21 protein-coding genes are annotated in these 22,835 nt (G+C 67.0%); 9 read left to right on the top strand and 12 right to left on the bottom strand.

The annotated features are described in order from the left end of the window. Positions 1-58: 58 nt before the first annotated feature. Both ACG3SL_RS01805 and ACG3SL_RS01800 read right to left on the bottom strand, forming a co-directional pair. A complete protein-coding gene (locus tag ACG3SL_RS01805) occupies positions 59-670 on the bottom strand; it encodes a DUF1826 domain-containing protein (RefSeq protein ID WP_448663430.1) in 612 nt (203 codons plus the stop codon). Next, entirely contained in the window at positions 667-1,914 is a 1,248-nt protein-coding gene (locus ACG3SL_RS01800) for a GTP-binding protein (protein ID WP_448663429.1), read from the bottom strand. The genes ACG3SL_RS01805 and ACG3SL_RS01800 overlap by 4 nt, the downstream gene beginning before the upstream one ends. A gap of 90 nt (positions 1,915-2,004) precedes the next feature. Between ACG3SL_RS01800 and ACG3SL_RS01795 the strand changes: the two genes are divergently transcribed. Then, a complete protein-coding gene (locus ACG3SL_RS01795) occupies positions 2,005-2,439 on the top strand; it encodes a MerC domain-containing protein (protein ID WP_448663428.1) in 435 nt (144 codons plus the stop codon). Here ACG3SL_RS01795 and ACG3SL_RS01790 read toward each other — a convergent pair. The 3 genes from ACG3SL_RS01790 to ACG3SL_RS01780 all read right to left on the bottom strand — a co-directional run bounded on the left by ACG3SL_RS01790 (position 2,420) and on the right by ACG3SL_RS01780 (position 6,365). After that, positions 2,420-2,674 (bottom strand): hypothetical protein, encoded by a 255-nt coding sequence (locus ACG3SL_RS01790; RefSeq protein WP_448663427.1) that lies wholly within the window; start codon positions 2,672-2,674, stop codon positions 2,420-2,422. The two genes, ACG3SL_RS01795 and ACG3SL_RS01790, sit on opposite strands and share 20 nt — an antisense overlap. Beyond that, positions 2,674-3,420 carry a FadR/GntR family transcriptional regulator gene (locus tag ACG3SL_RS01785; RefSeq protein WP_448663426.1) on the bottom strand — a complete coding sequence of 249 codons (747 nt, stop codon included), beginning with the start codon at positions 3,418-3,420 and terminating at the stop codon, positions 2,674-2,676. Before ACG3SL_RS01785 ends, ACG3SL_RS01790 begins: the two co-directional genes overlap by 1 nt. 83 nt (positions 3,421-3,503) lie before the next feature. Then, positions 3,504-6,365, bottom strand: coding sequence for a TonB-dependent receptor (locus ACG3SL_RS01780; RefSeq protein WP_448663425.1), 2,862 nt, complete (start codon positions 6,363-6,365; stop codon positions 3,504-3,506). 95 nt (positions 6,366-6,460) lie between these two features. Here ACG3SL_RS01780 and ACG3SL_RS01775 point away from each other — a divergent pair, with 95 nt between their 5' ends. Next, positions 6,461-7,495 (top strand): sugar kinase, encoded by a 1,035-nt coding sequence (locus ACG3SL_RS01775; protein ID WP_448663424.1) that lies wholly within the window; start codon positions 6,461-6,463, stop codon positions 7,493-7,495. Positions 7,496-7,533: 38 nt separating this feature from the next. Here the strand turns inward: ACG3SL_RS01775 and ACG3SL_RS01770 are convergent, their stop codons facing one another. The 7 genes from ACG3SL_RS01770 to ACG3SL_RS01740 form a co-directional block, all read right to left on the bottom strand. Continuing rightward, positions 7,534-8,415, bottom strand: coding sequence for a rhamnogalacturonan acetylesterase (locus ACG3SL_RS01770; protein ID WP_448663423.1), 882 nt, complete (start codon positions 8,413-8,415; stop codon positions 7,534-7,536). Positions 8,416-8,437: 22 nt separating this feature from the next. Continuing rightward, the gene (locus ACG3SL_RS01765; RefSeq protein ID WP_448663422.1) at positions 8,438-9,190 is read right to left on the bottom strand and encodes an SDR family NAD(P)-dependent oxidoreductase; all 753 of its coding nucleotides are present in this window, start codon (positions 9,188-9,190) and stop codon (positions 8,438-8,440) included. Next, complete coding sequence (locus tag ACG3SL_RS01760) at positions 9,187-10,485, bottom strand: MFS transporter (RefSeq protein ID WP_448663421.1); 1,299 nt, start codon at positions 10,483-10,485, stop codon at positions 9,187-9,189. The genes ACG3SL_RS01765 and ACG3SL_RS01760 overlap by 4 nt, the downstream gene beginning before the upstream one ends. Continuing rightward, positions 10,482-12,653, bottom strand: coding sequence for an alginate lyase family protein (locus tag ACG3SL_RS01755; RefSeq protein ID WP_448663420.1), 2,172 nt, complete (start codon positions 12,651-12,653; stop codon positions 10,482-10,484). Before ACG3SL_RS01755 ends, ACG3SL_RS01760 begins: the two co-directional genes overlap by 4 nt. Continuing rightward, positions 12,650-14,839, bottom strand: a complete 2,190-nt coding sequence (locus ACG3SL_RS01750) for a chondroitinase-B domain-containing protein (protein ID WP_448663419.1) — start codon at positions 14,837-14,839, stop codon at positions 12,650-12,652. The genes ACG3SL_RS01755 and ACG3SL_RS01750 overlap by 4 nt, the downstream gene beginning before the upstream one ends. A 320-nt stretch (positions 14,840-15,159) precedes the next feature. Next, positions 15,160-15,498 (bottom strand): hypothetical protein, encoded by a 339-nt coding sequence (locus tag ACG3SL_RS01745; protein ID WP_448663418.1) that lies wholly within the window; start codon positions 15,496-15,498, stop codon positions 15,160-15,162. 120 nt (positions 15,499-15,618) lie between these two features. Beyond that, positions 15,619-16,587, bottom strand: a complete 969-nt coding sequence (locus tag ACG3SL_RS01740) for a LysR family transcriptional regulator (RefSeq protein WP_448665220.1) — start codon at positions 16,585-16,587, stop codon at positions 15,619-15,621. Between the two features lie 107 nt (positions 16,588-16,694). Here ACG3SL_RS01740 and ACG3SL_RS01735 point away from each other — a divergent pair, with 107 nt between their 5' ends. Genes ACG3SL_RS01735 through benD form a run of 7 tightly spaced genes read left to right on the top strand, consistent with a single transcriptional unit; the run spans position 16,695 to position 22,831 of the window. Then, entirely contained in the window at positions 16,695-17,855 is a 1,161-nt protein-coding gene (locus ACG3SL_RS01735) for a muconate/chloromuconate family cycloisomerase (protein ID WP_448663417.1), read from the top strand. After that, a complete protein-coding gene (catC, locus tag ACG3SL_RS01730; RefSeq protein ID WP_448663416.1) occupies positions 17,855-18,145 on the top strand; it encodes a muconolactone Delta-isomerase in 291 nt (96 codons plus the stop codon). The genes ACG3SL_RS01735 and catC overlap by 1 nt, the downstream gene beginning before the upstream one ends. Positions 18,146-18,196: 51 nt before the next feature. Beyond that, complete coding sequence (locus ACG3SL_RS01725; protein WP_448663415.1) at positions 18,197-19,102, top strand: dioxygenase family protein; 906 nt, start codon at positions 18,197-18,199, stop codon at positions 19,100-19,102. 13 nt (positions 19,103-19,115) lie between these two features. Then, positions 19,116-20,504: a Rieske 2Fe-2S domain-containing protein gene (locus ACG3SL_RS01720; RefSeq protein ID WP_448663414.1), complete on the top strand. Its 1,389-nt coding sequence runs from the start codon at positions 19,116-19,118 to the stop codon at positions 20,502-20,504. Then, positions 20,501-21,007, top strand: a complete 507-nt coding sequence (gene benB, locus ACG3SL_RS01715; protein WP_448663413.1) for a benzoate 1,2-dioxygenase small subunit — start codon at positions 20,501-20,503, stop codon at positions 21,005-21,007. The genes ACG3SL_RS01720 and benB overlap by 4 nt, the downstream gene beginning before the upstream one ends. A 28-nt stretch (positions 21,008-21,035) precedes the next feature. Beyond that, entirely contained in the window at positions 21,036-22,058 is a 1,023-nt protein-coding gene (gene benC / locus ACG3SL_RS01710; protein WP_448663412.1) for a benzoate 1,2-dioxygenase electron transfer component BenC, read from the top strand. Next, positions 22,055-22,831 (top strand): benzoate diol dehydrogenase BenD, encoded by a 777-nt coding sequence (gene benD, locus ACG3SL_RS01705; RefSeq protein WP_448663411.1) that lies wholly within the window; start codon positions 22,055-22,057, stop codon positions 22,829-22,831. The genes benC and benD overlap by 4 nt, the downstream gene beginning before the upstream one ends. Positions 22,832-22,835 lie beyond the last annotated feature (4 nt).

Below are 22,835 nucleotides of genomic sequence, written 5' to 3'. Positions count from 1 at the left end.
GACTGGGCCGTCGCAACCTTGCGGTGCGGCGGCCCTTTTCTTTGGGGGCGACCGTGCCTCACCGATCGGCGAGCGGCGCGGGGTCGATCGCGAGCAGCAACCGCGTCTCGCCCGTCTGGGCGATCGGCGGCGAACGGTGGAGTATTCCGGGCGGGTCCGCCGCCAGCACGCCCTTGAAGATCGCGACATCGCCGGTGCGCATCTGCCGGATCGGGCCTGCCCCCTCGGGGTCGCCCAGCACCCATTGGGTGCCCGGCCCGACCAGTGTCGTCAGCAACCGCGCGGTCACATAATCCGCATGGAATTTGCGGCAGGCGTCGGTTTCGACCACCTCAAGCCGGATCGCCACCGCTGCCACCGACAGGATCGCCGCAAACCGCCGGGCCAGCGCGACGATCTCGTTGCGCAGCACCCCGCACGACGGGGGATAGCCTGCCTCGACCAATGCCGCCTCCACCGACGTCGGCAGCGCGTCTAGCGCAGCCACGAAATCGAGATCGGCGATCGTCGACCAATCGAGTTCGGCCAGCCAGCCCAGCGCCCCCGGCAAGCGCCGGTTCCACAGCGCAAGGTGCACGTGCGGCCTGCCCGCCAGGTCCAGAATGGCCGGGTCCGCGCGTTCGGCAGCAATCCCGCACGGCGCCCGCACGATCGTTTCAAACGCGCTCATTCGGCCGCCTCGACCACCCGCTCGCCCCAGGCGGGGAACGGATCGCGCATCCCCATCCACAGCGCGGGGGTGAAGGCCTTTACCGGCAACAGGCACGCGTCCAGCGCGCGGCGGATGCGCGCTTCGTCCATGTCGATGCCGATGAACACCAATTCCTGGCGCCGATCGCCCCAGACCATATCCCAATGCCCGGCGACGAAGCGCTCGAACCGGTCGTCGTCGGGCCACTGGTTCTTGGGAATGCTCCCCCACCAACGGCCCATGCGCGACGTCATCGTCTGGCTGCCCGCCACTGCCAGCTCGCCCACCCAGTCGGGGCGCGTTGCCAGCCAGAAATGCCCCTTGGCCCGCACCACCCCATCCAGCCCGCCTTCGGTGAGGAAGGCGTAGAATTTGCTCGGATCGAACGGCGCGCGGGCACGATAGACAAAGCTCTCAATGCCATATTGCTCGGTCTCGGGCGTGTGGCTGGCATAGCCATAGAGTTCCTTGGCCCAGAGCGGGTGCTGCGCGGCCTTCTCTTCGTCGAACAACCCGGTGTCGAGGATCGCATCCAGCGGCACCCGGCCATGGTCGCAGGTCAGGATACGCGCATCGGCGTTGAGGCTGGCGACCAGCTTCTTCACCGTCGCAAGCTGCTCGGGCGCAACCGCGCTCGCCTTGTTGACGATGACGACATCGGCGAACTCGATCTGCTCGACCAGCAGGCTCACCAGGCTGCGATCATCCTCCTCGCCAAGCGCTTCGCCGCGATCGGCCAAGAAATCCCGGCTCGAATAATCGTTGAGCAGATTGAGCGCATCGACGACGGTGACCATCGTATCCAGCCGCGCCACGTCGCCCAGCGACACGCCCGCCTCGTCACGGAACGAAAAGGTGCTGGCGACCGGCAGCGGCTCCGAAATCCCGGTGCTCTCGATCACCAGATAGTCGAACCGCCCCGCCTCCGCGAGCGCGCGCACTTCCTGCAACAGATCGTCGCGCAGCGTGCAGCAGATGCAGCCATTGGTCATCTCGACCAGCGCTTCCTCGCTGCGGGACAACGCCGCGTCGCCGCCGCGCACCAGATCGGCGTCGATATTCACTTCGGACATGTCGTTGACGATCACGGCCACGCGCAGCCCCTCGCGATTGGCCAGGATGTGGTTGAGCAACGTGGTCTTGCCCGCGCCGAGAAAGCCCGACAGCACCGTCACGGGCAAGGGGGATGCTGTCGCGACCTTCGGGGATTCGCTTTCGGACACGATCGGCTCCTTGAAAAGATGCGATGTTGTATCATCTCTTACGCAGCTTGTCCGTCAGGCTCAAGCCTCTCCCGCCGAAGGAACCACGGAATGCGATATGACGGCTGGCGCGATGCGCGCTGGGAACAGCGACTGGACGGCTTTGCCCTGTGTGCATCGACGCTGTGCATGCTCCACTGCCTGGCGCTGCCGCTGGTGCTGGCCGCGTTGCCCGCGCTGGCGACGCGGCTGGAGGTCGGCGAGTCCTTCCACGCGATCGTGCTTGCCTTTGCAGTTCCCACCAGCGCGCTGGCGTTGATCGGCGGCTGGCGCCGGCATCGCGCCGCCGCGCCGATGCTGGTCGGTGCGGTCGGACTGACGCTGATGGCATCGGGCATTGCCTTTGCCACGCGCGAGGCGCTGGAGACCGGGCTGACGGTGGCGGGCAGCCTGTTCGTCGCGGGCGCCCATATCGGCAACTGGCGGCAACGGCGCGCGCACTGCCGGGTGGACGGCCAGCGGGCCGCTACAGCCCCATCCGCTTGAGCTTGGCGTCGATCGCGGCGGAGACGGCAGTGCCGCGCGATGCGCGGTGGAGCAGCGTGCGAATGCGCGACGCCGCGTTGCGATAGGCCTGCCACCGCGTCCGGCGCGCGGTGCGCGTGACATAGGGCGCGGGCGATTCCAGCTTGCCCGCTTCCGCCTCGATCATGGCCTCAACGAGCGCCAGCGCGTCGCGAAGCCCCTCGGCCCGGCCCGCCCGGAAATCGGCGCTTTCCATCAGCCCAGCTTGGCGGTGAGCATATAGCGCGCCCGGCTCTCCGCCGCGCGCTGCTTGAGTTCAGCGATGTCGCGCTGTTCGGTCACGTCGAGCATGACTTCCAGCAGCCGGCTGAAATGCTGGCGCATCGCCTGGCGCGCCGCCTGCGGATCGCGGCGGGCGAGCGCATCGACGATCGCGCCATGTTCGTCGCGCCGCTGGTTGCTGTCGTGATGGCACACCGACGAATGCGTCAGCCGCACCTCGGGCAGTTCGGTGCGCAGCCGCCACAGGGACTCGACGACGTGGATGATCGCCTTGTTGCCCGATACCGACGCGATGGTCAGGTGGAACGCGCGGTCGACGGCGGTGACTTCCTCATCGCTCATATTGTCGCGCGACATCTGGTCGAGCAGGTCGCGCAGCACGGCAATATCGGCATCGGTGATGATCGGCGCGGCCAGTGCCGCCGCCTCGGATTCGAACAGCGCCCGCGCCTCGGTCAGTTCGAATGCGCTGACGGTCGGCAGATGATCGCCGCCGTTCGCGCCCTGGTCGGCGACATAGACCCCCGACCCCGTCTTGATCCGCAGCCGCCCGCTCGCCTGCAGCGCGATTTCCGCCTCGCGGATCGTCACGCGGCTGACGCCGAACCGCTCCGAAAGCTCGCGCTCGCCGGGCAGGCGCGATCCGGGGGGGAACGCGCCCTGTTCGATCAGCGCGACGATCTGCTCGGCGACATCCTGGAAGAGGCGGCGGCTGGTCATTCGGACTAACAATTCCCTGCAAGGTGACTGGAATTGTCATACCACTCGCCGGGACGGACGCAAGCCGCCCCGGCGGGGCGCGGTTACAGTCGCACGCGGGCGCCGATGAAGTATTTGGCGCCGTAATAATGATATTGCCGGCTGCTGCCATAGACCGGCATGTCGGTGATCTTGGGATCGTTGAACACGTTGAGCGCTTCAAACCGCAGCGCGACATTGCGGTTCAGATTATACGACGCGCGCAGGTTCACCAGGTTCGACGGCCGCACGAAGCGCAGCTGCGAATTGCCGCCGACAAAGTCCTGATAATAGCTCGACCGATAGGTATAGACGCCCGACAGCGTCACCGGCCCGTTCTGATAATAGAGCTGCCCCGACGCCACATGCTTGGACGATCCCGACAGTCCCGCCGGCGCGATAAGCCCGGGGGTGACGGTGCCGCTCACCGGATCGAGCACGTCGCCCAGCCGGATGTCGTAATTCTTGAACCCCACATCGGCATAGCTGTAGCTCAGCTTCACGCCGAAACCGTCGAGCGGTTTGGGCAGCCAGGTGAAGCGGTTGGACAGCGTGAAGTCGAAGCCCAGCACGCGGCTCTGCTCGTCGCTGTTGGTGCGCTGGGTCACGGGCACGGTGACATCCTGCCCGTCGATCGCGAACTGCTCGTCGATCAGCACCGGCACGAAACCGCCGCCGAACCGCTTGTAGAAGAAGGTCGCGGCGACGATCGTGTCGCGATTGGGATACCATTCCAGCGACAGGTCGCCGTTCCACGACATGATCGGCTTCAGGCTGGGCGAGCCATCGGCAACGATCTCGCCGATCGCGTCCTGGATCGAGGTGAAGGCCGTGCCGTCCTCCAGCGTGATCGTCCGCCCCGCCGCCAGGTCGCTGGGCGCCGGACGCGACATGCCGCGATAGCCGGCGACGCGCGCGATCAGCTTGGGCGTCAGCTCGAAATTGGCGTTGATGCTCGGCAGCACGCGGAAATAGCTGTTGGTGAGAACCTGTGTGTCGAAATCGCCGTTTTCGACCAGCCGGATCGAACCGTCCGAATTGTTGATGACATCCAGCCCCGATCGCAGCCCGACGGAACGCAGGTCCGTCTGCACAACGCGGACGCCGAAATTGCCGCGGATCGGCAAGTCGCCGAGCGTGCTGGCATAGGTGCCCATCACATAGCCCGCCCAGACCTTTTCCGTCACATCGGCATTGTCCACCGCGCGCAGATCCTCATGGGCCCCGGGATCCTCGGTGCCCAGATAGCCCCGGAACTGGCAAAGCGTGTCGAAGGTCGCCCACTGGGTGATCGACTGCGCCGGCGCATCCTCCAGATACCCCGTCTGCGGGAAGGCGCGGCGGCACGCGAGGTTGACGTCGCGATCGACCGTGCGGGTATCCTGGGTAATTTCGACCAGGTCGTTGATGTTCTGATAGCGCCGGTGCGAATAGCGCCCGCCCAGCTCGACGCGCTTCAGGAAGCCGCCATCGACGTCATAGGCCGCGTCCACGCGCGTCGCGAAGATCTTGTCTTCCTTATATTCCAGGTCGCGCCGCAACCGCGCGTCGTCGCTGTACAGCGACCAGTTGTTGACGTCGAAGCGCGGATCGAGCGTGATGATTGCCGCATAGCCGCCGCTCGCGTCATAGGTGAACGGCACGCGCTGGTTATTGATCGGCGTGCGGACATTGTCGATGTCGAACGGATCGGTGCGCAGCCGGGTGCTGCGCTGGAGCGTCGTGCGCTTGGTCTGCGAATAGGAAATGTCGGTCGACAGCGTCAGCCGATCGGTCGTCTTCCACGACACCGATCCGCCGCCGCCCAGATATTCCTCGTTGCGGTCCAGCACGGTGCCGTTGGCCTCAAGCGAGGTCAGCCCCGACATCGAGATCAGCCGGTGCTGGTCGTCATACACCAGGTTGCGCAGCTGATAGCGGGTTTCCGACAGGTTCAGGTCGTGCCGGTCCTCGCGATAGTCGCGGTTCGAATATTGCAGGTCCAGGTTGATGTCGAACCGGTCGCTGGGCTGCCACTGGACCGATCCCATGAACGCATCACGCTTGTCGCTCTCCGTGATCTGGCGAAAGGTGATCGAATTGGGCACCAGCACGAACGGGGTGCCGGCATTGCCCTGTGCCCGCGTCACTTCGGTGCAGTTGCCCGATGCATTGATCGTCGGATTGCACGCGACCCAGGTGCTGCTGGCGGCATAGGTTTCCTCGGGATTGTTCACCTGGTTGCGCTGGAAGCCCAGCGCCACGCCGAACTCGCCCAGGCTGCCCAGATTGAACTGGTCCACATAGGAAATCGTGCCGCGCCAGCCCCAGGCGCTCTGGCCGGTGATCTTGTCCTGATAGGGGTTGTAGTTGGCCTTGGCCTCGGCCTGGATCGAGCGCTTGCCATAGTCGAGCGGGCGGATCGTGCCGAGTTCGATCGTCCCCGAAACGCCGCCTTCGATCAGATTGGCCTGTTGCGACTTGTAGATCTTGATGTCGTTGACCAGCTCGGACGGGAACTGGTTGAAGTTCACCGCGCGGTCGCCGCTGCCGTTGCTGGCTTCACGCCCGTTGAAGGTCGTCGCGCTGAGGAACGAGCCGAGCCCGCGCAGCGAAATCTCGGTGGCGCCGCCCTTTTCCTGGTGGCTGGTGGCGCCGGTGATCGTCTGGATCGCCTCGCCGATCGACAGCGCGGGAAGGTCGCCGATCTCGGTCGAGCTGAGTGCGTCGACGATCGCATTTTCCTCGCGCTTGACGGCGTTCGACGTCTCGATCGTCTCGCGAATGCCGGTCACGACGATCGCGTCATTCTCGGCCGCCTGTTCCTCCGCGGCCGGCACGGTCTGCGCCAGCCCCGGCGCAGCTGCCGCCAGGCACCACAGCGCCGCGCCGCCCGCGAACATCGCCTTGATCGCGACAGGTCGCCGCTGCTGGGTTTCGCCCCTCATCCTATCTCTCCACGTTATTTTTATGGCCACTGGATTGATGAATCCCACTCGCAATGTCAAGGCGGATTTGCATACCAATCATCAGGCCAACTGGTATGCACATTAGGCAGGAGAGTGTATTGCGGGACGCAGCCTTGATAGGATTTGGGGAGATATTGCTACGGCTGAACCCGTGCGATCATGCACCGCTGGCGCAGGTCGACCGGTTTCAGGTCCATGCCGGCGGCGCCGAGGCCAATGTCGCCGGCGCGCTGGCCGCGCTGGGGCATCGGACGGCGATGATCAGCGCGGTCGCCGATCAGCCGCTGGGCGAGCGGGCACTGCGCGCACTGCGCGCCGCGGGGGTGGACAGCCAGCGCGTGCGGCGCGGCCCCGGCCGACAGGGCCTGTATTTCCTGAACCCCGGCGCATCGCTGCGCGCGTCGGAAATCCTCTACGATCGCGACGCCAGCAGCTTTGCCCATGCCGACTGGTCCACCGCCGACTGGCCGGCGCTGCTTGCGGGGCATGACTGGCTCCATGTCTCCGGGATCACGCCCGCGCTGGGGCCGGCACTGGCCGATGCGACGCTCGCGGCGATGCGCGCGGCGCGGGCGGCGGGGATGCACGTCTCGTATGACGGGAATTACCGGCCACAGCTCTGGGCGCGCTGGTCCGATGCGCCTGCCCCGATCCTGCGCGCGCTGGTGGCACAGGCCGACCTGTTCTTCGGCAACCACCGCGATTTCAGCCTGTTGCTGGAGCGCGATTTCCCGGGCGACGGCCTGAACCGCCGGCGCGAGGCGGCCGAAGCCGGGTTCGCGGCCTTCCCCAACCTGCGCTGGATCGCGTCGACCGCGCGGCATGTCGAGAGCGTCGGCGAACACCGCCTGCGCGCCCGGATCGACACGGTGGAGCAGGCCTTCGTGACCGAAGAGCGGGTGATTCCCGGCATCATCGACCGGATCGGCACCGGCGACGCCTTTGCCGCAGGCGTGCTCCACGGCCTGATGCGCGGCACGGATGCGCAGACGGCAGTCGAGCATGGCCTTGCGCTGGCCTGCCTAAAGCACAGCGTGCCCGGCGACATGACGCTGTTCGACAGCGCGGCGCTGGCGGCGTTCGACGCAGGGATGGACGTGCGCCGCTAAAGGCGTGGCGCGCCCGGCTGCGGGCGCGCCACCGATTTTCAGGGCACCAATTGCCCCCGCAGCGCGGGCACGGCCTTTGCCAGCCCGTTGGCGACCACCCGCGCGAACACGCGCGCGCCGGCATCGCCGACATGGGTATAGTCGAACTTGCGCGTGATCTGCCCGCGCGGCCCCTCCGGCGTGGTTGCCACATCGGGCAGCCGCGCCGCCTCGGCCGGGCGCGGCTTCATCGTGGTGCCTGCCTGCGCCGCCGCCAGTTCCTCGGCATTGGGCTCCGCCTGGGCCAGCTTCGTCGCCGCCACGGGGCCCAGCTTCTGCACCAATGCCGCGCTGTCGGCGTTCAGGTCGACCAGCGGCGCCTTGGTCGCCGCCGCCACCTTGCGCACCTGCGCCGACCACGCATCGAGCGTGTTGTTGAGCTTGCCGCCCTTGAAGTCGCGCCGGGCCAGCGGCGTCAGCAGCACCGGGATGCCCCCCGCTGCGCGGACTTCCTCGACATAGCGTGTCAGGTTCGCCGGAAACTCGGTCTCGATATGCGTCCAGCGCTCGCTGGCGGAGGACTGGTCGTTGTGGCCGAACTGGATCAGCACATAGGTGGCGTCATAGCCCTTCACGCCGATTTCGCCCCGGACGATGTCCCATGATCCTTCCTGGCGATAGCTGCGCGTCGATCGCCCGCCGCGCCCCATGTTGAGGCACGCGACGGTGGACTTCACATGCTGGGCGCAGAATGCCGATGCCCAGCCGCTGCCGGTCGCCATCGTCGAATCGCCGACTAGGATGAGCTTGATCGCCTTGATCGGCGGAGCATCGGTGCGCGTCTTGGGCACTTCGCCCGCCGCGCGCGGCTCGGCCGGCGCGGTCTGGGCTTGCGCCGCCGGCACGGCCAGCAGCGCCAGCGGGAACAGGATCTTCAGCATCCACAGCTCCTATGGTTTCGCGTCATGAAAAGAACAGCCCGCCATTGATGTCGAGGTTCACCCCGGTCAGGAACGACGCCTCCTCCGACAGCAGATACGCGACCGCCGCCGCGACTTCGTCCGGGTGCCCCTCGCGGCGCAGCGGGGTGTTGCCGGCCACGGCCTTGCGCCCCTCGGGCTTGGAGAAGATGTCGTGGAAGCTGGTGCCGATCAGCCCGGGGCACAGCGCGTTGACGCGGATGCCCTGCGGCCCCAGCTCCTTCGCCCAGCCGCGCGTCAGCGTCATCAGCGCGCCCTTGGCCGCCGCATAGATCGTCGCCCCCGGCCCGCCGCCGTCGCGCCCGGCAAGCGAGGCGAGGTTGACGATCGCGCTGCCGCTTTTCAGGTGCGGTGCCGCCGCCTTGGTGACGAGGAACGCGGACTTGAGGTTCAGGTCCATCACCAGGTCGTAGAACGCCTCGTCCATCTCGGCGAGCGTCTTGCGTGCGACCATCCCGCCGGCGCAATTGACCAGCAGGTCGATCGTGTCGCCATAGGCCCCGGTCGCGGCGGCGATCAGCCCGGCGACCTCTTCCGCCTTGGTCACGTCGGCGCGGTGGAGCAGCGCAGTGCCGCCGGCGTTGACGATGGCGTCGGCGGTCGCCTGGGCCGAGGCGGCGTCGCTGCGATAATTGACGACGACCTTCGCCCCCTCTGCCGCGAGCCGCATCGAGATCGACTTGCCGATGTCGCGCCCGCCGCCGGTGACGATCGCCACCTTGTTCTTGAATTTCACTGCTTAACCCCTTGGTTGGAAATGATAGTCGGATCGCTCAGCGGTGCCTCGCGCCCGCCGAGCAGCCAGATCGCGGCCACGCCCAGCGGCACGATCGCCGCCGCCAGCGCAAAGATCGGCGCATAGCTTTGCGCCGTCATCGCCGGGACCAGCCAGGTAGTGACCAGCGTACCCGCAACCGCCGCCGTCCCGCCAATCCCGGCGAGCGAGCCCACCGCGCCGCCGGCGAAATAGTCGCTGGGCAGCGTCTGGATGTTGTTGATCGCGACCTGGAACCCGAACAGGATGACTGCGATCAGCAGCACCGCGTACAGCGGGTCCGCCGCCTGCATCGTCAGCAGCAGCGGCGGCAGCATGATCGCGCCGCCCGCCGTGATCGCCGCCCGCCGCGCGCGCAGCGCGGGCCAGCCGCGCCGGATTAGCGCGCCCGATGCCCAGCCCCCCATCAGGCTGCCCAGCATCGCCCCGACGAATGGCACCCAGGCGAACAGCCCGATCTGCTTCACGTCGAACCCGAAGGTCTCGGACAAATAGATCGGCAGCCACGACACGAACAGCCACCAGACCGGATCGAGGAAGAAGCGGCTGACCAGGATCGCCCAGCTCTGCTTGTGCCGCAGCAGCGCCGCCATGCCGGGCGCATAGCCCGCGACCGGGCGGCCCGTGCTTTCGCCGGCCCCCACAATATGCGCGCGCTCCTCGGCGCTCAGCCACGGATGCGCGTCGGGATCGCTGCGATAGACGAACAGCCAGGGCAGCAGCCACAGGAAGCCCAGCACGCCGATCACCACGAACGTCGCGCGCCAGCCGATCGCGACGAAGAGCAGCGCCACCAGTGGCGCCGACACGATCGCGCCGATCGCCGCACCGGCATTGAAGATACCCTGCGCCAGCGCGCGCTCACGCGGGGGGAACCAGGTGGCGTTGGCCTTGGCCGCGCCAGGCCAGTTGCCCGCCTCGCTCACGCCCAGCGTCAGCCGCAACAGCGTCAGCAGCCCCAGCGAGCGGACCAGCGCATGGCCCGCGATCGACAGCGACCAGATGCCGATCGACACGACGAAGCCCAGCCGCGTCCCGATCACGTCGAGCACGCGCCCGAACAGCGCCTGTCCCACGGCATAGGCGATCATGAACATCGTCACGAGCAGCGCGTAATCGTTCTTGTCTGCGCCGATGTCCTTCGACACGGCGGGCCACATCACGGCGAGCGCGTTGCGATCGATATAGTTGATGACCGTCGCGACCGCGATCAGGCCGATCACCAGCCAGCGCAGCCCGGCAATTTTGCGGCTCAATTCGCGTCTCCGTCAATGCGCGCGAAGTGTCCGGTCCAGCGGATCGTGCGGCCGTCGATCGTGGCGCTGTGGGTCTTGGCCGGATCGACATCGTCGGCGATCGCGACGATCACCGACGCGCCCTTGATCGGTTCGATCCGCACCAGATCGCCGTCGCTGCCACGCACATGGCGCAGCGCCTTGACCTGGCTCTCGCTGCCGATGGTCGTCTCCGCCGCCGGATCATAGGCGCCGTGCGGCTCGAGCAGCGACACGAAGGTCGCCTCCGCCCTGCCGGCCGCGCGCTGGAGCAGCATCGGCTCGCGGCGCAGGTTGAAGCGGGGATCATTGGCCCCCGTCTCGCCCAGGAACAGCTGCGTGCCCTCGGGCGGGAGCATGCGATAGGTGTAGAAACGCTCGCCGTTGATCCAGGTCAGCGTGGTGCCGCCGGCGCCCGTCGTGCCCACCGCATCGACCCAGACATGCTGATACCCGTTGGCCGCGCCCAGCACGGGGCGCTCCGCCGCGTTCGCCTTGGTCGGGAACCCCACTTCGACGATATGCCCGGCATAATGGAGCGGCAGGTCATAGGTCGCCGGCTTGTCGCCCCTGGCGCGCAGCAGGTCGAGCACCAGCGGGCTGCCCTTGCCCAGCGGCAGCTGGACGAGCGTGCGGCGGAAGGTAACGCCCGGATAGGCGTCCGCCATCTCGGCGGTGCTCACCTTGGTCGACCCGTCGCCGGCGAAGAACAGCTGGCGCGGCGCGTATTTCTCGCCATCGCGCCACTTGCCCGCGAAATGCGATGCCTGGTTCACCACCAGCGTGTTGTGCGCGACGGTCTGCTTGGCCCAGCTCTCGTTTTCCCTGAGGTAGCGCCCGCCGTCCTTCGCCTCGATATTCAGGAAGCGCGCCGATCCATAATCGGTGACGATCGTCTTGCCCGCGTCGTACAGGATCCAGTTGAGCTTGTCGAAATGGCCATGGCCCATGCCCATCGCGCTGTTCTTTGCCACCAGCACTTGGGCATCGTCGCCCTCCCCGCTGCGCATCACCGCCAGCGCGCCGCGATTGCCGTCCGGCCCGTCGCGATACAGCCGTGAGGGAAAGGGAAAGGGCGTGGCCTTGCCCGCCGCCAGGTCGCGCGCCACGGCGATGCCGTCTGGCGTCAGCGTGCTGCGCCCCTGCCACTGCGCGATCGACAGGAAGCTGGGGTCGCGCGTCGCGGCATAGCCGATCGCTACGGCCTGATAGAGTTCGTCGGTCTTCAGGCTCTTGTCGCGCATCGCGTCGTTGAGCGGGAAGAAATAGCCGCCCTGCGTCAGCTCGATCGTCGTGCGGATCGCGCGGGGCAGCACGCCGTCGCGCCGCTTCCAGATGCCCAGTTCGGGCTGGTTCGCCGCAATCGCCGCCGCGAACACGACAAAGGGCTGGATCGCGTAGCGCTGGTAATAGGGGCCTTCGGTATAATAGCCGTCGGGCGAAAAGAGCTGGTCGACCTGTGCCAGGAAGCCCGCCTTGCCGGTCTTGTCGGTGCCCTTCAGCGCGCGGGCGACCAGTTCGGGATCGCGCAGCACGTAGCCGGTCATCCCTACCCCCGCCGCGGCCCAGGTCGCGTGGTTGTGGATGCGATCGAACGTCGCCGCATTACCCACCGACAGGAAATCGGCCATCGGGCGGAACACCTTGTCGTCGATCGTCTTGCGATCGGCGGGGCTCAGCGTGTCGCGGATCGCGTCATAGCCCTGCACCCCGTACACCAGCCACACGCTGTCGTTCAGGCTCTGCCAGAACAGCCGGCCCGCCGCCTCGTTCGCCTTGGCCGGGTGCGGCCCCAGCGTCGGGTACAATTCGGCATAGGCGAGCAGCAGCCGGCGGCCATAATCGGCATAGGCCGCGTCGCCAGTGATCCGGTACAACAGCCCGGCGCCGTACAGCGCCATATAGTTCCGCTTGTGCTGCTCGTGCGTGGCGCCGCCGCCCGCATCCTTGGGCACGGGCACCTGGATCGGCGCGCGCATCGCGGCATCGACCTGCGCCTTCACGCGCTTCAGCTCGCGCGCGAACAGCGGCGGCGGCGCGGTGCGCACGCCCGCATAGGCGGCCGGATCGAGCAGCACCGGCGCGGCGGACTGGGCGAGCGCGGGCGCCGCCGCGACGATGGCCGTCACGGCCAGCAGGGAACGGATCACAGGCACGTCTCCATCACATTGTCTTGCAGCACGGCGCGCGGCGCGCCCCGATAGTGTAGCTCGCGCACCTCCGGCGCCGGAGTGGCGGCAAAGCGATTGCCCTCGATCCGGGTATCGGGCGCGCCGACGCTGTGCGTCACCTGCACGCCCGCGCTGCGCGTGAACTGGTTGCCACGCAGCGCCGCCGTCTGCACGCCCGACAGGACCACCGCGCCGCTATCGGTCACGCTCGATCCGGTCATCGCAAAGCGCGGGCCGAAGGTGCTTTCGTCGGTGCCGCCGCGAAACAGATCGGCGACCGTGCCGACCCGGTCGAACCGGCTGTCGGCAATCGCGACCTGCTCGGCGCTGTACAGCCCGGCGCTGCCGGTCTCGGCATGGGCGGCCACCACGGTGCCGGCGACGCGCTGGAAATCGGCGTCCTCAATCTCGATCGTCGCCGCCAGCGTGGCCGGGGTGGTCGCGATCACGTCGCCCGGCACATCGGCGATGCGGCTGTGCGCGATCCGCACGCGATAATTGCCCAGCATCGGCCGCGTGCTCGCGCGGATCACGGTGCTGCCCGCCGGCGCGCCGCTCCCGTCAATCGCCACGCCATCGAGCATCAGCGAACCGCCCTCTTCCAGCTGGAACAGCGCCCCGCCCATCCCGATCGTCGCGGTGCCCGGCGTCGCGCGCAGCGTAAGCGGCCGATCGATCACGATCGGCTGCACGACCGTATAGCGTCCCGCCGCCAGCCGCAGCGCATCGCCCGGCGCTGCCCGCGCGACCGCCTCGCCCAGCGTCGCGCCGGCGCGCACGTCGATCGTCGCGCCGCTGTCGAACGCCACCGTGCGCCGCGCGGGCCTGGCATACCAGCGGACGCCCACTTCCTCGCGCGTCACGGGGCGCAGGTCGCGCCGCACGCCCACCGCCAGCGTCCGGTCGCGCGGATAGAGCAGCCCGTTGGCGGCGCGCTCCATCGGCACGGCACGGGCATCGATCCCGGCGACGGCGCTCTTCGCGCCCGCCAGCACATTGCCCGCGAACGTCACGCCCGAGGCATCGGCTTCGATCCGCACCGGATCGCTGCCCTTCGCACCCGAAAGCAGGTTGCCCGCAAAGCGCACGTCGCGCGGCGGCTGCGAACGCTCCGCATCCGCGCCCGCGCCGATCGTGATGCGTGCGACATCGACGATCGTGTTGTCCTCGATCACCACGTCGCGCACCGGCATGTAGCGGTTGACCGGCGAATTGGGCACGCCGTTCATCACTGCGATCGCGCTGGTGAAGCTGGTGCCCGCGAGCCCCTCCAGATAGTTGTTCCGGATCAGCTGGCGTTCGTTGATTACGCGGATGCCGCCGCTGTGCGCGACGCCGCGCCCCAGGAACACATTGTCCTCGATCACATTGCCGCTGCCGTGGCGCAGCACGAGCGAACCCTGCGATTCCAGGAACAGGTTGCGCCGGACGATGTTGCCGCCCGACTTTACCGAGACGATCTCGACTTCGCCGTCGCACCGCTCGAACAGATTGTCCTCGACCACCGTGCCCGAATCGCTGCCCGATTCGGTGCTGGTGCCGATACGGATAGTCTCGCCGCCATTGGACCCGAGGGGCGGTCTGGGACCGAAATAATTGTGATCGATGCGCGCGCGGTTATCGAGCGGCATGCCCGCCTGCCGGATCACCACCAGCATCGCGCCGGCATTCGCCTTGCCTTCGAAATGCGACTGGTCGACGCGGTTGCCCCGGCCATAGATCGCGACCCAATGATCTTCCTTGCGCCGGTCGGGCTGGTTGAAGCCGTCGATCACGATCCCGGTGACGCGGCTGTCCTCGGCCCATGCCTTTGAACTGGTACGGAACGCCACCACGCTGTCGTCAGGCGAATGGCCATCGCGGAAGATCAGGCCAGACACTTCCAGATGGCGCCCGCTGAGCTTCAGGTTGGATGCGCCGGTCAGCACGACCCGGCCCGGCGTCTGTGCGGCGAGGCGGATCGGCGCGTCGCTGCGCCCCTGCCCGGTCAGCCGGATCTGGAAATCCTTCCACTCGCCATCCGCCAGCAGGATGCGATCCCCCGGCACGACGCGCTTTGCTGCCGCTTCATATTCGCCCGGATTGTGGACCAGCCAGTCGCGCGCCTCCGCCGGCACGCTGGCCGCCGCGACGATACCCAAGGCGATAAAGGAAATTACGCGCACCGATCCTCACCCTTGCTCGCGGCCTGTATCGACCGTCTGTCGCCAATGTCAGACCGGACTATCGCCGAATGATAGCATCATGTCTATACCAATTGCGGTGACCAGTTGCAGGCATGGCGCGCGGGTCCGGCCCGCAGGCGCGCGATGCGCGCGCAGCCGGGTGTCTGTTGAGGGTCTGGGGAAAGTCGCCAATGGTCCGCGAAACGCGCGCGGCAAAACCACCGGCCGTATGCAAAGGCACGCGAATCCGATGGTGCGAGATGCCCTTGACCCCATCTGGATGAAAACCCCAGAAACGGCTCGCAGGGCATTGCAGCGCATCAGGACCGCGTTGGACTACGCCCATATCCGCAGCCGACCTGGCGCTCATGCGGCGGATCGACGAGTTGCACCTGCTTTAGCGTCGCCGCAACGGACAGATGCGGCGCAATATGGTAGCCGAATTCTGCGGTGATCGTCGTGTTGTTCGAAAGCCTGCCGTCGGCACCCACCAGGGGGTGCCTGGCAACCTGAATCCTCGCCTTTTCATCGAACGTTATCCTGCCGAGGGCAACGCGGGCATACCAGCTTGGCGACGCAACGATCGCTTCCCGCGCCAGCGCGCCGGTCGGCAGGCAAGTGACGACAAGCGCTACGCCCGCCAAGATCGGCAGCTTCATATCTTCCTCTCCCTTGTGCCCATACGGGCATAGCTTCGGCCGATGGGTCGGCTCCTGGAGTGAAGTTTGCGGATCTGGGTTTGACGGGCCCAAGACTGTATCGATATCCTCGCGATACCTTCAAGGTGTGGGAGTATCCGGCATGGCGAGAGCGTCAGCGCTCAAGCCAGCTAGTTTCAGAACCTTGTCCGGCACCGGATAGTCCCACCGGCTGTACATGCGCGCGACGATCTCGGCCATGAGCGCGAGTTCTGGCGTATGGTCCTCCGCGCGATGGCTCATGATGATCGGCGAGGTCGCGGGTTCAGCAAGATCGTGGAAAGTAACGCCGTCGATCAGCGACTTCCGCACCGATTCCGGCACGATGCATAGGCCTTCCTCGGCAGCGACCAATCCGATCGCGATCTGCAACTCACGCGCTTCATGGGTCACGCGCGGCGAAATGCCGTGGTCCCGGAACAGGCTCAGCACCTGGTCCGCGTAACTGGGTCGGGGTTGGCGCGGATAGAGAATGAGGGGTTCGCCAGACAGCGCTTCGAAGGACAAGGGTGAGGTCGCGGTTGCTAGCGGGTGCCCGGATGGAACCGCCACGACCAGCCGCTCCTCGCGCAGTACGATCCGCCGCACGGCGTCATCCTCGAACCGGATGCGGCCGAAGCCGACATCGATCCGCCCCTCCTTGAGAGCGGCGATTTGATCGAGGCTGACCAGTTCTCCGAGCGAAAGATCCACGTGCGGCGCTCTCCGGCGGAACTCGCGGATCAGCGGGGGCAGTCGCGCATAGATGGTGGAAGCAACGAAGCCGATCGCGAAGCGACGTTGCTCGGCCTTCACCGCGCGGGCCACCATATCGCGCATTTCGCCCATTCTTCCCAGCAATTGCGTGGCCTGTTCGAAGACCAGCCGCCCGACCGCGGTAAGCCGCAGAGGCCGCGCCGCGCGGTCGAATAGCGGGGCGCCGATTTCGGCCTCGAGCTGCTGGATCTGCCGGCTGAGCGGCGGCTGCGCGATGTGCAGCCGCTCTGCCGCGCGGGTGAAGTTCCGCTCTTCGGCGACGGCCACGAAATAGCGGAGCTGGCGAAGGTCCATCATACGATCATACCTAATAGGTATCATGTGAAGACTGCAATAGTCTTGGGCTCCGCCTCTTTCACCACTTACCTGTTCCACATCGACGCGCAGTACAGGAAACGCACGTGAAGCTTGCCCTTGAGTCGATCGAAGCCATTCTCGTCGATCTGCCGACGGTCCGCCCGCATGTGCTGGCGATGGCCACGATGCACAGCCAGACCATCGTACTGGTCCGTATCCGTACCGACGACGGTATCGAGGGCATCGGCGAAGGCACGACGATCGGCGGCCTCAGCTATGGCGAGGAAAGCGCCGAGGGTATCAAGCTCGCGATCGATACCTATGTCGCGCCCGTGCTCGCAACCTGCGATCCCAGCCGGGTTGCGGAGACGATGGGCGCGATCGGTCGCCATGTCGTCGGCAACCGCATCGCCAAGAGCGCGGTGGAGAGCGCGCTGCTCGATGCGGCGGGCAAACGCCTGGGCATTCCGGTTTCGGCCTTGATCGGCGGGGGGCGCGTGCGCGACAGCCTGCCGGTCGCCTGGACGCTGGCCAGTGGTGATACCGGGCGCGATATCGAGGAAGCCGAGGCGATGATCGCCATGCGGCGCCACAACATCTTCAAGCTGAAGATCGGCAAGCGCGATGTGCGCGCGGACGTGGCGCATGTCGCCGCGATCAAGCGCGCGATCGGCGATCGCGGCAGCGTGCGCGTCGACGTCAATCAGGGCTGGGACGAGACACAGGCCGATCTGGGCATGGCGCTGCTCGCCGACGCGGGATGCGATCTCGTCGAGCAACCGGTGGCAAGGGATGCGCTGGCGGCGATGGCGCGCCTTTCCGCACGCCATTCGGTTCCGTTGATGGCGGACGAGGCATTGCACGGGCCGCGCTCGGCCTTCACGATCGCCGCCCAGGCCGGCGCCCGCGTCTTTGCACTAAAGATCGCCCAGTCGGGCGGGTTGTTGCCGGCGCGCGACGTCGCTGCGATCGCCGATGCTGCTGGCGTAGGCCTGTATGGCGGCACGATGCTGGAGGCGGGCGTGGGAACGGCGGCTTCCGCGCAGCTCTTCGCCACGCTGCCGCGCCTGGCCTGGGGGACCGAATTGTTCGGGCCGCTGCTGCTCACCGAGGAGATTCTCGAAGCACCGTTGGCCTATGCCGATTTCGCCTTGCAGGTTCCTGATGGACCGGGCCTTGGCGTCGCCATCGATGCGGACAAGCTTGCCCGCTTCCGGCGCGATCGCACGGCACCGTTGCTCCATGCCGTCGAGGGGCGCCGCTGATGCTGTTCCAGGTAGAAATGGATGTCGCCATCCCGCTGGGGTTCGATCCCGCGGAAGCACAGCGGCTGAAGGACGCGGAGAAGGCGCGGTTCCAGGAGCTGCAGCGCGCGGGGACCTGGCGGCATATCTGGCGCGTGGTCGGGCGCTACGCGAACGTCAGCATCTTCGACGTCGAGAGCAACGCCCACCTGCACGATCTGCTGATCACGCTGCCGCTCTACCCCTTCATGACGATCCGCGTGACGCCGCTCTGCCGGCATCCATCCTCGCTGCACGACGACGATCGCTGATCCACGACCAAATGACGGGCGTCTCAGGCGCCGGACGACAAGGAGAGAGAAATGGACGCAAGTTTCGTCAAGACCCCGGAGGTCCAGGCCCTGTTTGAAACGGCGGCGGGCATCGCCAGCGCAGACGGGTCGCCGCGCGCCAAGGCGATCCTGCGCGACATCCTCGAAGCTGCCGGTGCGATCATCGTCCGTCATGATGTCAGCGAAAGCGAATTCTGGCGCGCCGTCACCTTCCTGCAGCAGGGTGCGGACGAGTTCGGCCTGCTCGTCGCCGGCATCGGGCTGGAGCATTTTCTCGATCTCTTCATGGACGCCAAGGATGCCGAGGCGGGACTTACCGGCGGCACGCCGCGGACGATCGAGGGGCCGCTCTATGTCGCCGGCGCGCCGCTGGTGGAAGGCGACGTCAACCTGAGCAAGGATCCGGACGAGACCGGCGCGCTCTACATGAGCGGGCGTGTCGTCGGTCCGGACGGCGAACCGGTGCCAGGCGCGATCCTGCATGTCTGGCATGCGAACTCCAAGGGCTGGTATTCGCATTTCGACCCGACAGGCGAGCAGACGCCCTTCAACAATCGTGCTCGCATCAAGCTGGGCCTGGACGGGCGCTACAGCTTCCATTCGCGCATGCCCAACGGCTACAGCGTGCCGCCGGGCGGCGCGACCGACGTACTGATGCGCGCGCTGGGCCGCCACGGCAATCGCCCCGCCCATGTCCATTTCTTCATCGAGGCGCCGGGCTATCGCACGCTGACGACGCAGATCAACTTCGGCGACGATCCGTTCGCCAAGGACGATTTCGCCTTCGGCACCCGCGAGGGGCTGCTGCCGGTGCCGCAGCGCCAGGGCGACAGCGCCTATATCGCCTTCGATTTCCATCTCCAGCGCGCCGCGGGGGCCGAGGACGAGCAGCTCTCCGCCCGCAGCCGCGCGGCTGCCGAGCCCGCGCTGGCCTGAGAGGAGTAGGATCGTGACTTCGACCCTTGCCGAACGCATCGCCAGCGCGGTTATCGACGACCCCGAGGCAGGCCTGTTCCGCTGCCGCCGCGACGTCTTCACCGATCCCGCGCTGTTCGATCTGGAGATGACGCACATCTTCGAGGGCAACTGGGTGTATCTGGCGCATGAAAGCCAGATCCCCGAGCCGAACGACTATTTCACCACCTGGATCGGGCGTACCCCGGTCGTCGTAACCCGCGACAAGGGCGGGGAATTGCACGCGTTCGTCAATGCCTGCGCACATCGCGGCGCGACCTTGTGTCGCCGCAAGCATGGCAACAAGGGCAGCTTCACCTGCCCGTTCCACGGCTGGACCTTCAGCAATACCGGCCGGCTGCTCAAGGTGAAGGACGGCAAGAGCGGAGGCTATCCCGAGGCTTTCGACACCGGCGGATCGCACGACCTGACACGGATCGCGCGCTTTGAAAGCTATCGCGGTTTCCTGTTCGGCAGCCTGCGCGCCGAGGTGCAGCCGCTCGCCGACTATCTCGGCGCGACGCGCACCATCATCGACCAGATCGTCGACCAGGCGCCGGACGGTATCGAAGTGCTGCGCGGCAATTCGACCTATGTCTATGACGGCAATTGGAAGCTCCAGATCGAGAACGGCGCCGACGGCTATCACGTCAGTACGGTCCATTGGAATTACGCCGCGACCATGGCGCATCGGGATTACGATGCGGAAGGCACGCGCACGGTGGATGCCAATGGCTGGTCGAAGAGCGTCGGCGGTGTCTATGGCTTCGAGAACGGTCATATCCTGCTGTGGACACGACTGCTGAATCCCGAAGTACGGCCGATCCATGCGCATCGCGAGGCGCTTGCCGCGCGGCTGGGGGAGGAACGCGCGGGGTTCATCGTCAAGCAGACCCGGAACCTTTGCCTCTATCCCAATGTCTATCTGATGGACCAGTTTTCCACCCAGATCCGGGTGGTGCGGCCGATCGGCGTGGATCGCACCGAAGTGACGATTTACTGCTTCGCGCCGAAGGGCGAGAGCGCCGCCGAGCGCGCGTTGCGGCTGCGCCAATATGAGGATTTCTTCAACGTCAGCGGCATGGGTACGCCGGACGACCTGGAGGAATTCCGTGCCTGCCAGACCGCCTATGCCGGCGCAGGCGCGCTGTGGAACGACCTGAGCCGCGGCGCCACGCGCTGGATCGAGGGGCCGGACGACAATGCCCGGGCGATGGGGCTCGAACCGATCCTCAGCGGCGAGCGCAGCGAGGACGAGGGCCTGTTCGTGCGGCAGCACGAATATTGGGCGAAGGCACTTCTTGCCGCGATCCAGGCGCAGGGCGGCGGAGGCGGCGATGGCGCGGCGGTGTCCCCCGTCGCCAGCTTGAGGGCCGTGGCATGACCGCCCTGCTGCAACGCCCGATCACGCGCGAGGACGTGCTCGCATTCCTCCACCGCGAAGCGCGGCTGCTCGACGATCGCGAATGGGACGCATGGCTCGATTGCTATGCGCCGGATGCAACGTTCTGGATGCCGGCCTGGGACGACGACGATCGCCTGGTCGAGGATCCGCAGCGTCATATCTCGCTGATCTACTATCCCAATCGCCAGGGGCTGGAGGACCGCGTCTTCCGCATCAAGACCGAGCGGTCGGGCGCGAGCACGCCCGAACCGCGCACCTGCCACATGATCGCCAATGTCGAGCTGCTGGCCCAGCGGGACGGCGCGGTCGATCTTCGCTTCAACTGGCACACGCTCAGTCATCGCTACGCGACGACGAGCCAGTTCTTCGGCACCTCCTTCTACACGCTCGACGTGGCGGGCGAGACGCCGGTCATCACCGCCAAGAAGGTGGTGTTGAAAAACGATTATATTCACCAGGTCGTGGACATTTATCACCTGTGATCCGCGACGCTGGCCCGGAGAGGCTGGAATGACCTATCGCATCGCGCTCACCTTCGAGGATGGCGCCACCCGCATCATCGACTGCAATCCCGGTGAGACCGTGCTCGACGCGGCCTATCGGCAAAAGGTGAACCTGCCGATGGACTGTTCGGACGGGGTCTGTGGCACCTGCAAGTGTCGCTGCGAGCAGGGACGCTACGATCTCGGCGACGACTATATCGAGGAAGCGCTGAGCGCCGACGAAGCCGGCGAGGGGCTGGTGCTGACCTGCCAGATGGTGCCCGCCTCGGACTGTATCGTCGCGGTGCCGGTGCCCTCGCAGGCGTGCAAGCTGGCGCCGGCGACGCACGACGGCACGGTGGTTGCGGTCGAGCTCGTATCCGACAGCACGATCCAGTTCCGCGTCGCGCTGGATCGTCCCGAGGCGCTGGCCTTCCTGCCGGGGCAGTATGTCAATCTGTTCGTACCCGGCACCACCGAGTCCCGCTCCTACTCGTTCAGCTCGAAGCCTGGAGCTGCCGAAGCGCAGTTCCTGATCCGCAACGTGCCGGGCGGGCGGATGAGCCGCTGGCTGGTGGAGACGGCCCGCGCCGGCGACCGGCTGTCGATGGTCGGCCCGCAGGGCAGCTTCTTCCTGCGCGATGTCACCCGGCCGGTGCTGTTCCTCGCCGGCGGCACCGGGCTCGCGCCGATCCTGTCGATGCTGGAGGTGCTGGCAGACCGCGGGTGCGGCTCGCCGCTCCATCTCCTTTACGGGGTCACCGAGGATCGCGATCTGGTGGAAACCGATCGGCTCGCCGCACTCGCCGCGCGGCTGCCCGGCTTCAGCTGGAGCGCCTGTGTCAGCAGCCTCGATGCCGGGCATCCGCGCAAGGGCTATGTCACCGACCACCTCGACGGCTTGCCTTTCGACCTGGGGAATTGCGACCTGTATCTGTGCGGCCCGCCAGCGATGGTGGAGGCGGTGCGCTCCGCGCTGCGCAACGGGGGGACGACACCGGCCCATTTCCACTACGAGAAGTTCGCGCCGACCGAAGCGGTGCCGGCATGACCGTCCAGCCGCGCTTTGCCGGCAAGGTTCTGGTGGTAACCGGCGCGGCGCAGGGTATCGGCCGCAGCGTCGCGGAACGGGCTGCCCTGGAAGGCGGGCGCGTGCTGTTCGTCGATCGCGCGCCATTCGTGGACGAGGTCGCCGCAGCGGCCGGCGGCGAAACCGCGGCGCTGGTCGCCGATCTGGAAAGCCACGAAGGCGCGTCTGCGGCGATGGCCGAGGCGATCGCCCGGTTCGGGGCGCTCGATATCCTCATCAACGGCGTCGGCGGCGCGATCCGGATGCGGCCCTTCGATGCATTCGAGCCCGCGCAGATCGAGGCCGAGATACGGCGCTCGCTGATGCCGACCTTGTGGTGCTGCCACGCCGTGCTGCCGCATTTCCTTGCGCGCGGGGGCGGCACGATCGTCAACATCTCGTCCAACGCGACGCGGGGCATCCACCGTGTTCCCTACTCGGCTGCCAAGGGCGGGGTGAACGCGCTGACCCAGAGCCTGGCGATGGAATATGCCGCGCACAACATTCGCGTCGTCGCCACCGCCCCGGGCGGGACCGAGGCGCCGCCGCGCCGGGTGCCGCGCAATCCCGAAGGCGATACACCGCAGGAACGCGCCTGGATGGCGGACGTCGTCGAGCAGGTCACGCAATCCGCGCTGCTCAAGCGCTACGGCACCATCGCGGAGCAGGTCGCGCCAATCCTGTTCCTCGCCTCGGACGAGGCTTCCTTCATCACCGGAACGGTGCTGCCCGTCGCGGGCGGCGATCTCGGATAACGGA

Source organism: Sphingomonas degradans, from assembly GCF_053502645.1.
This window is presented reverse-complemented; position numbering and strand designations above follow the sequence as displayed.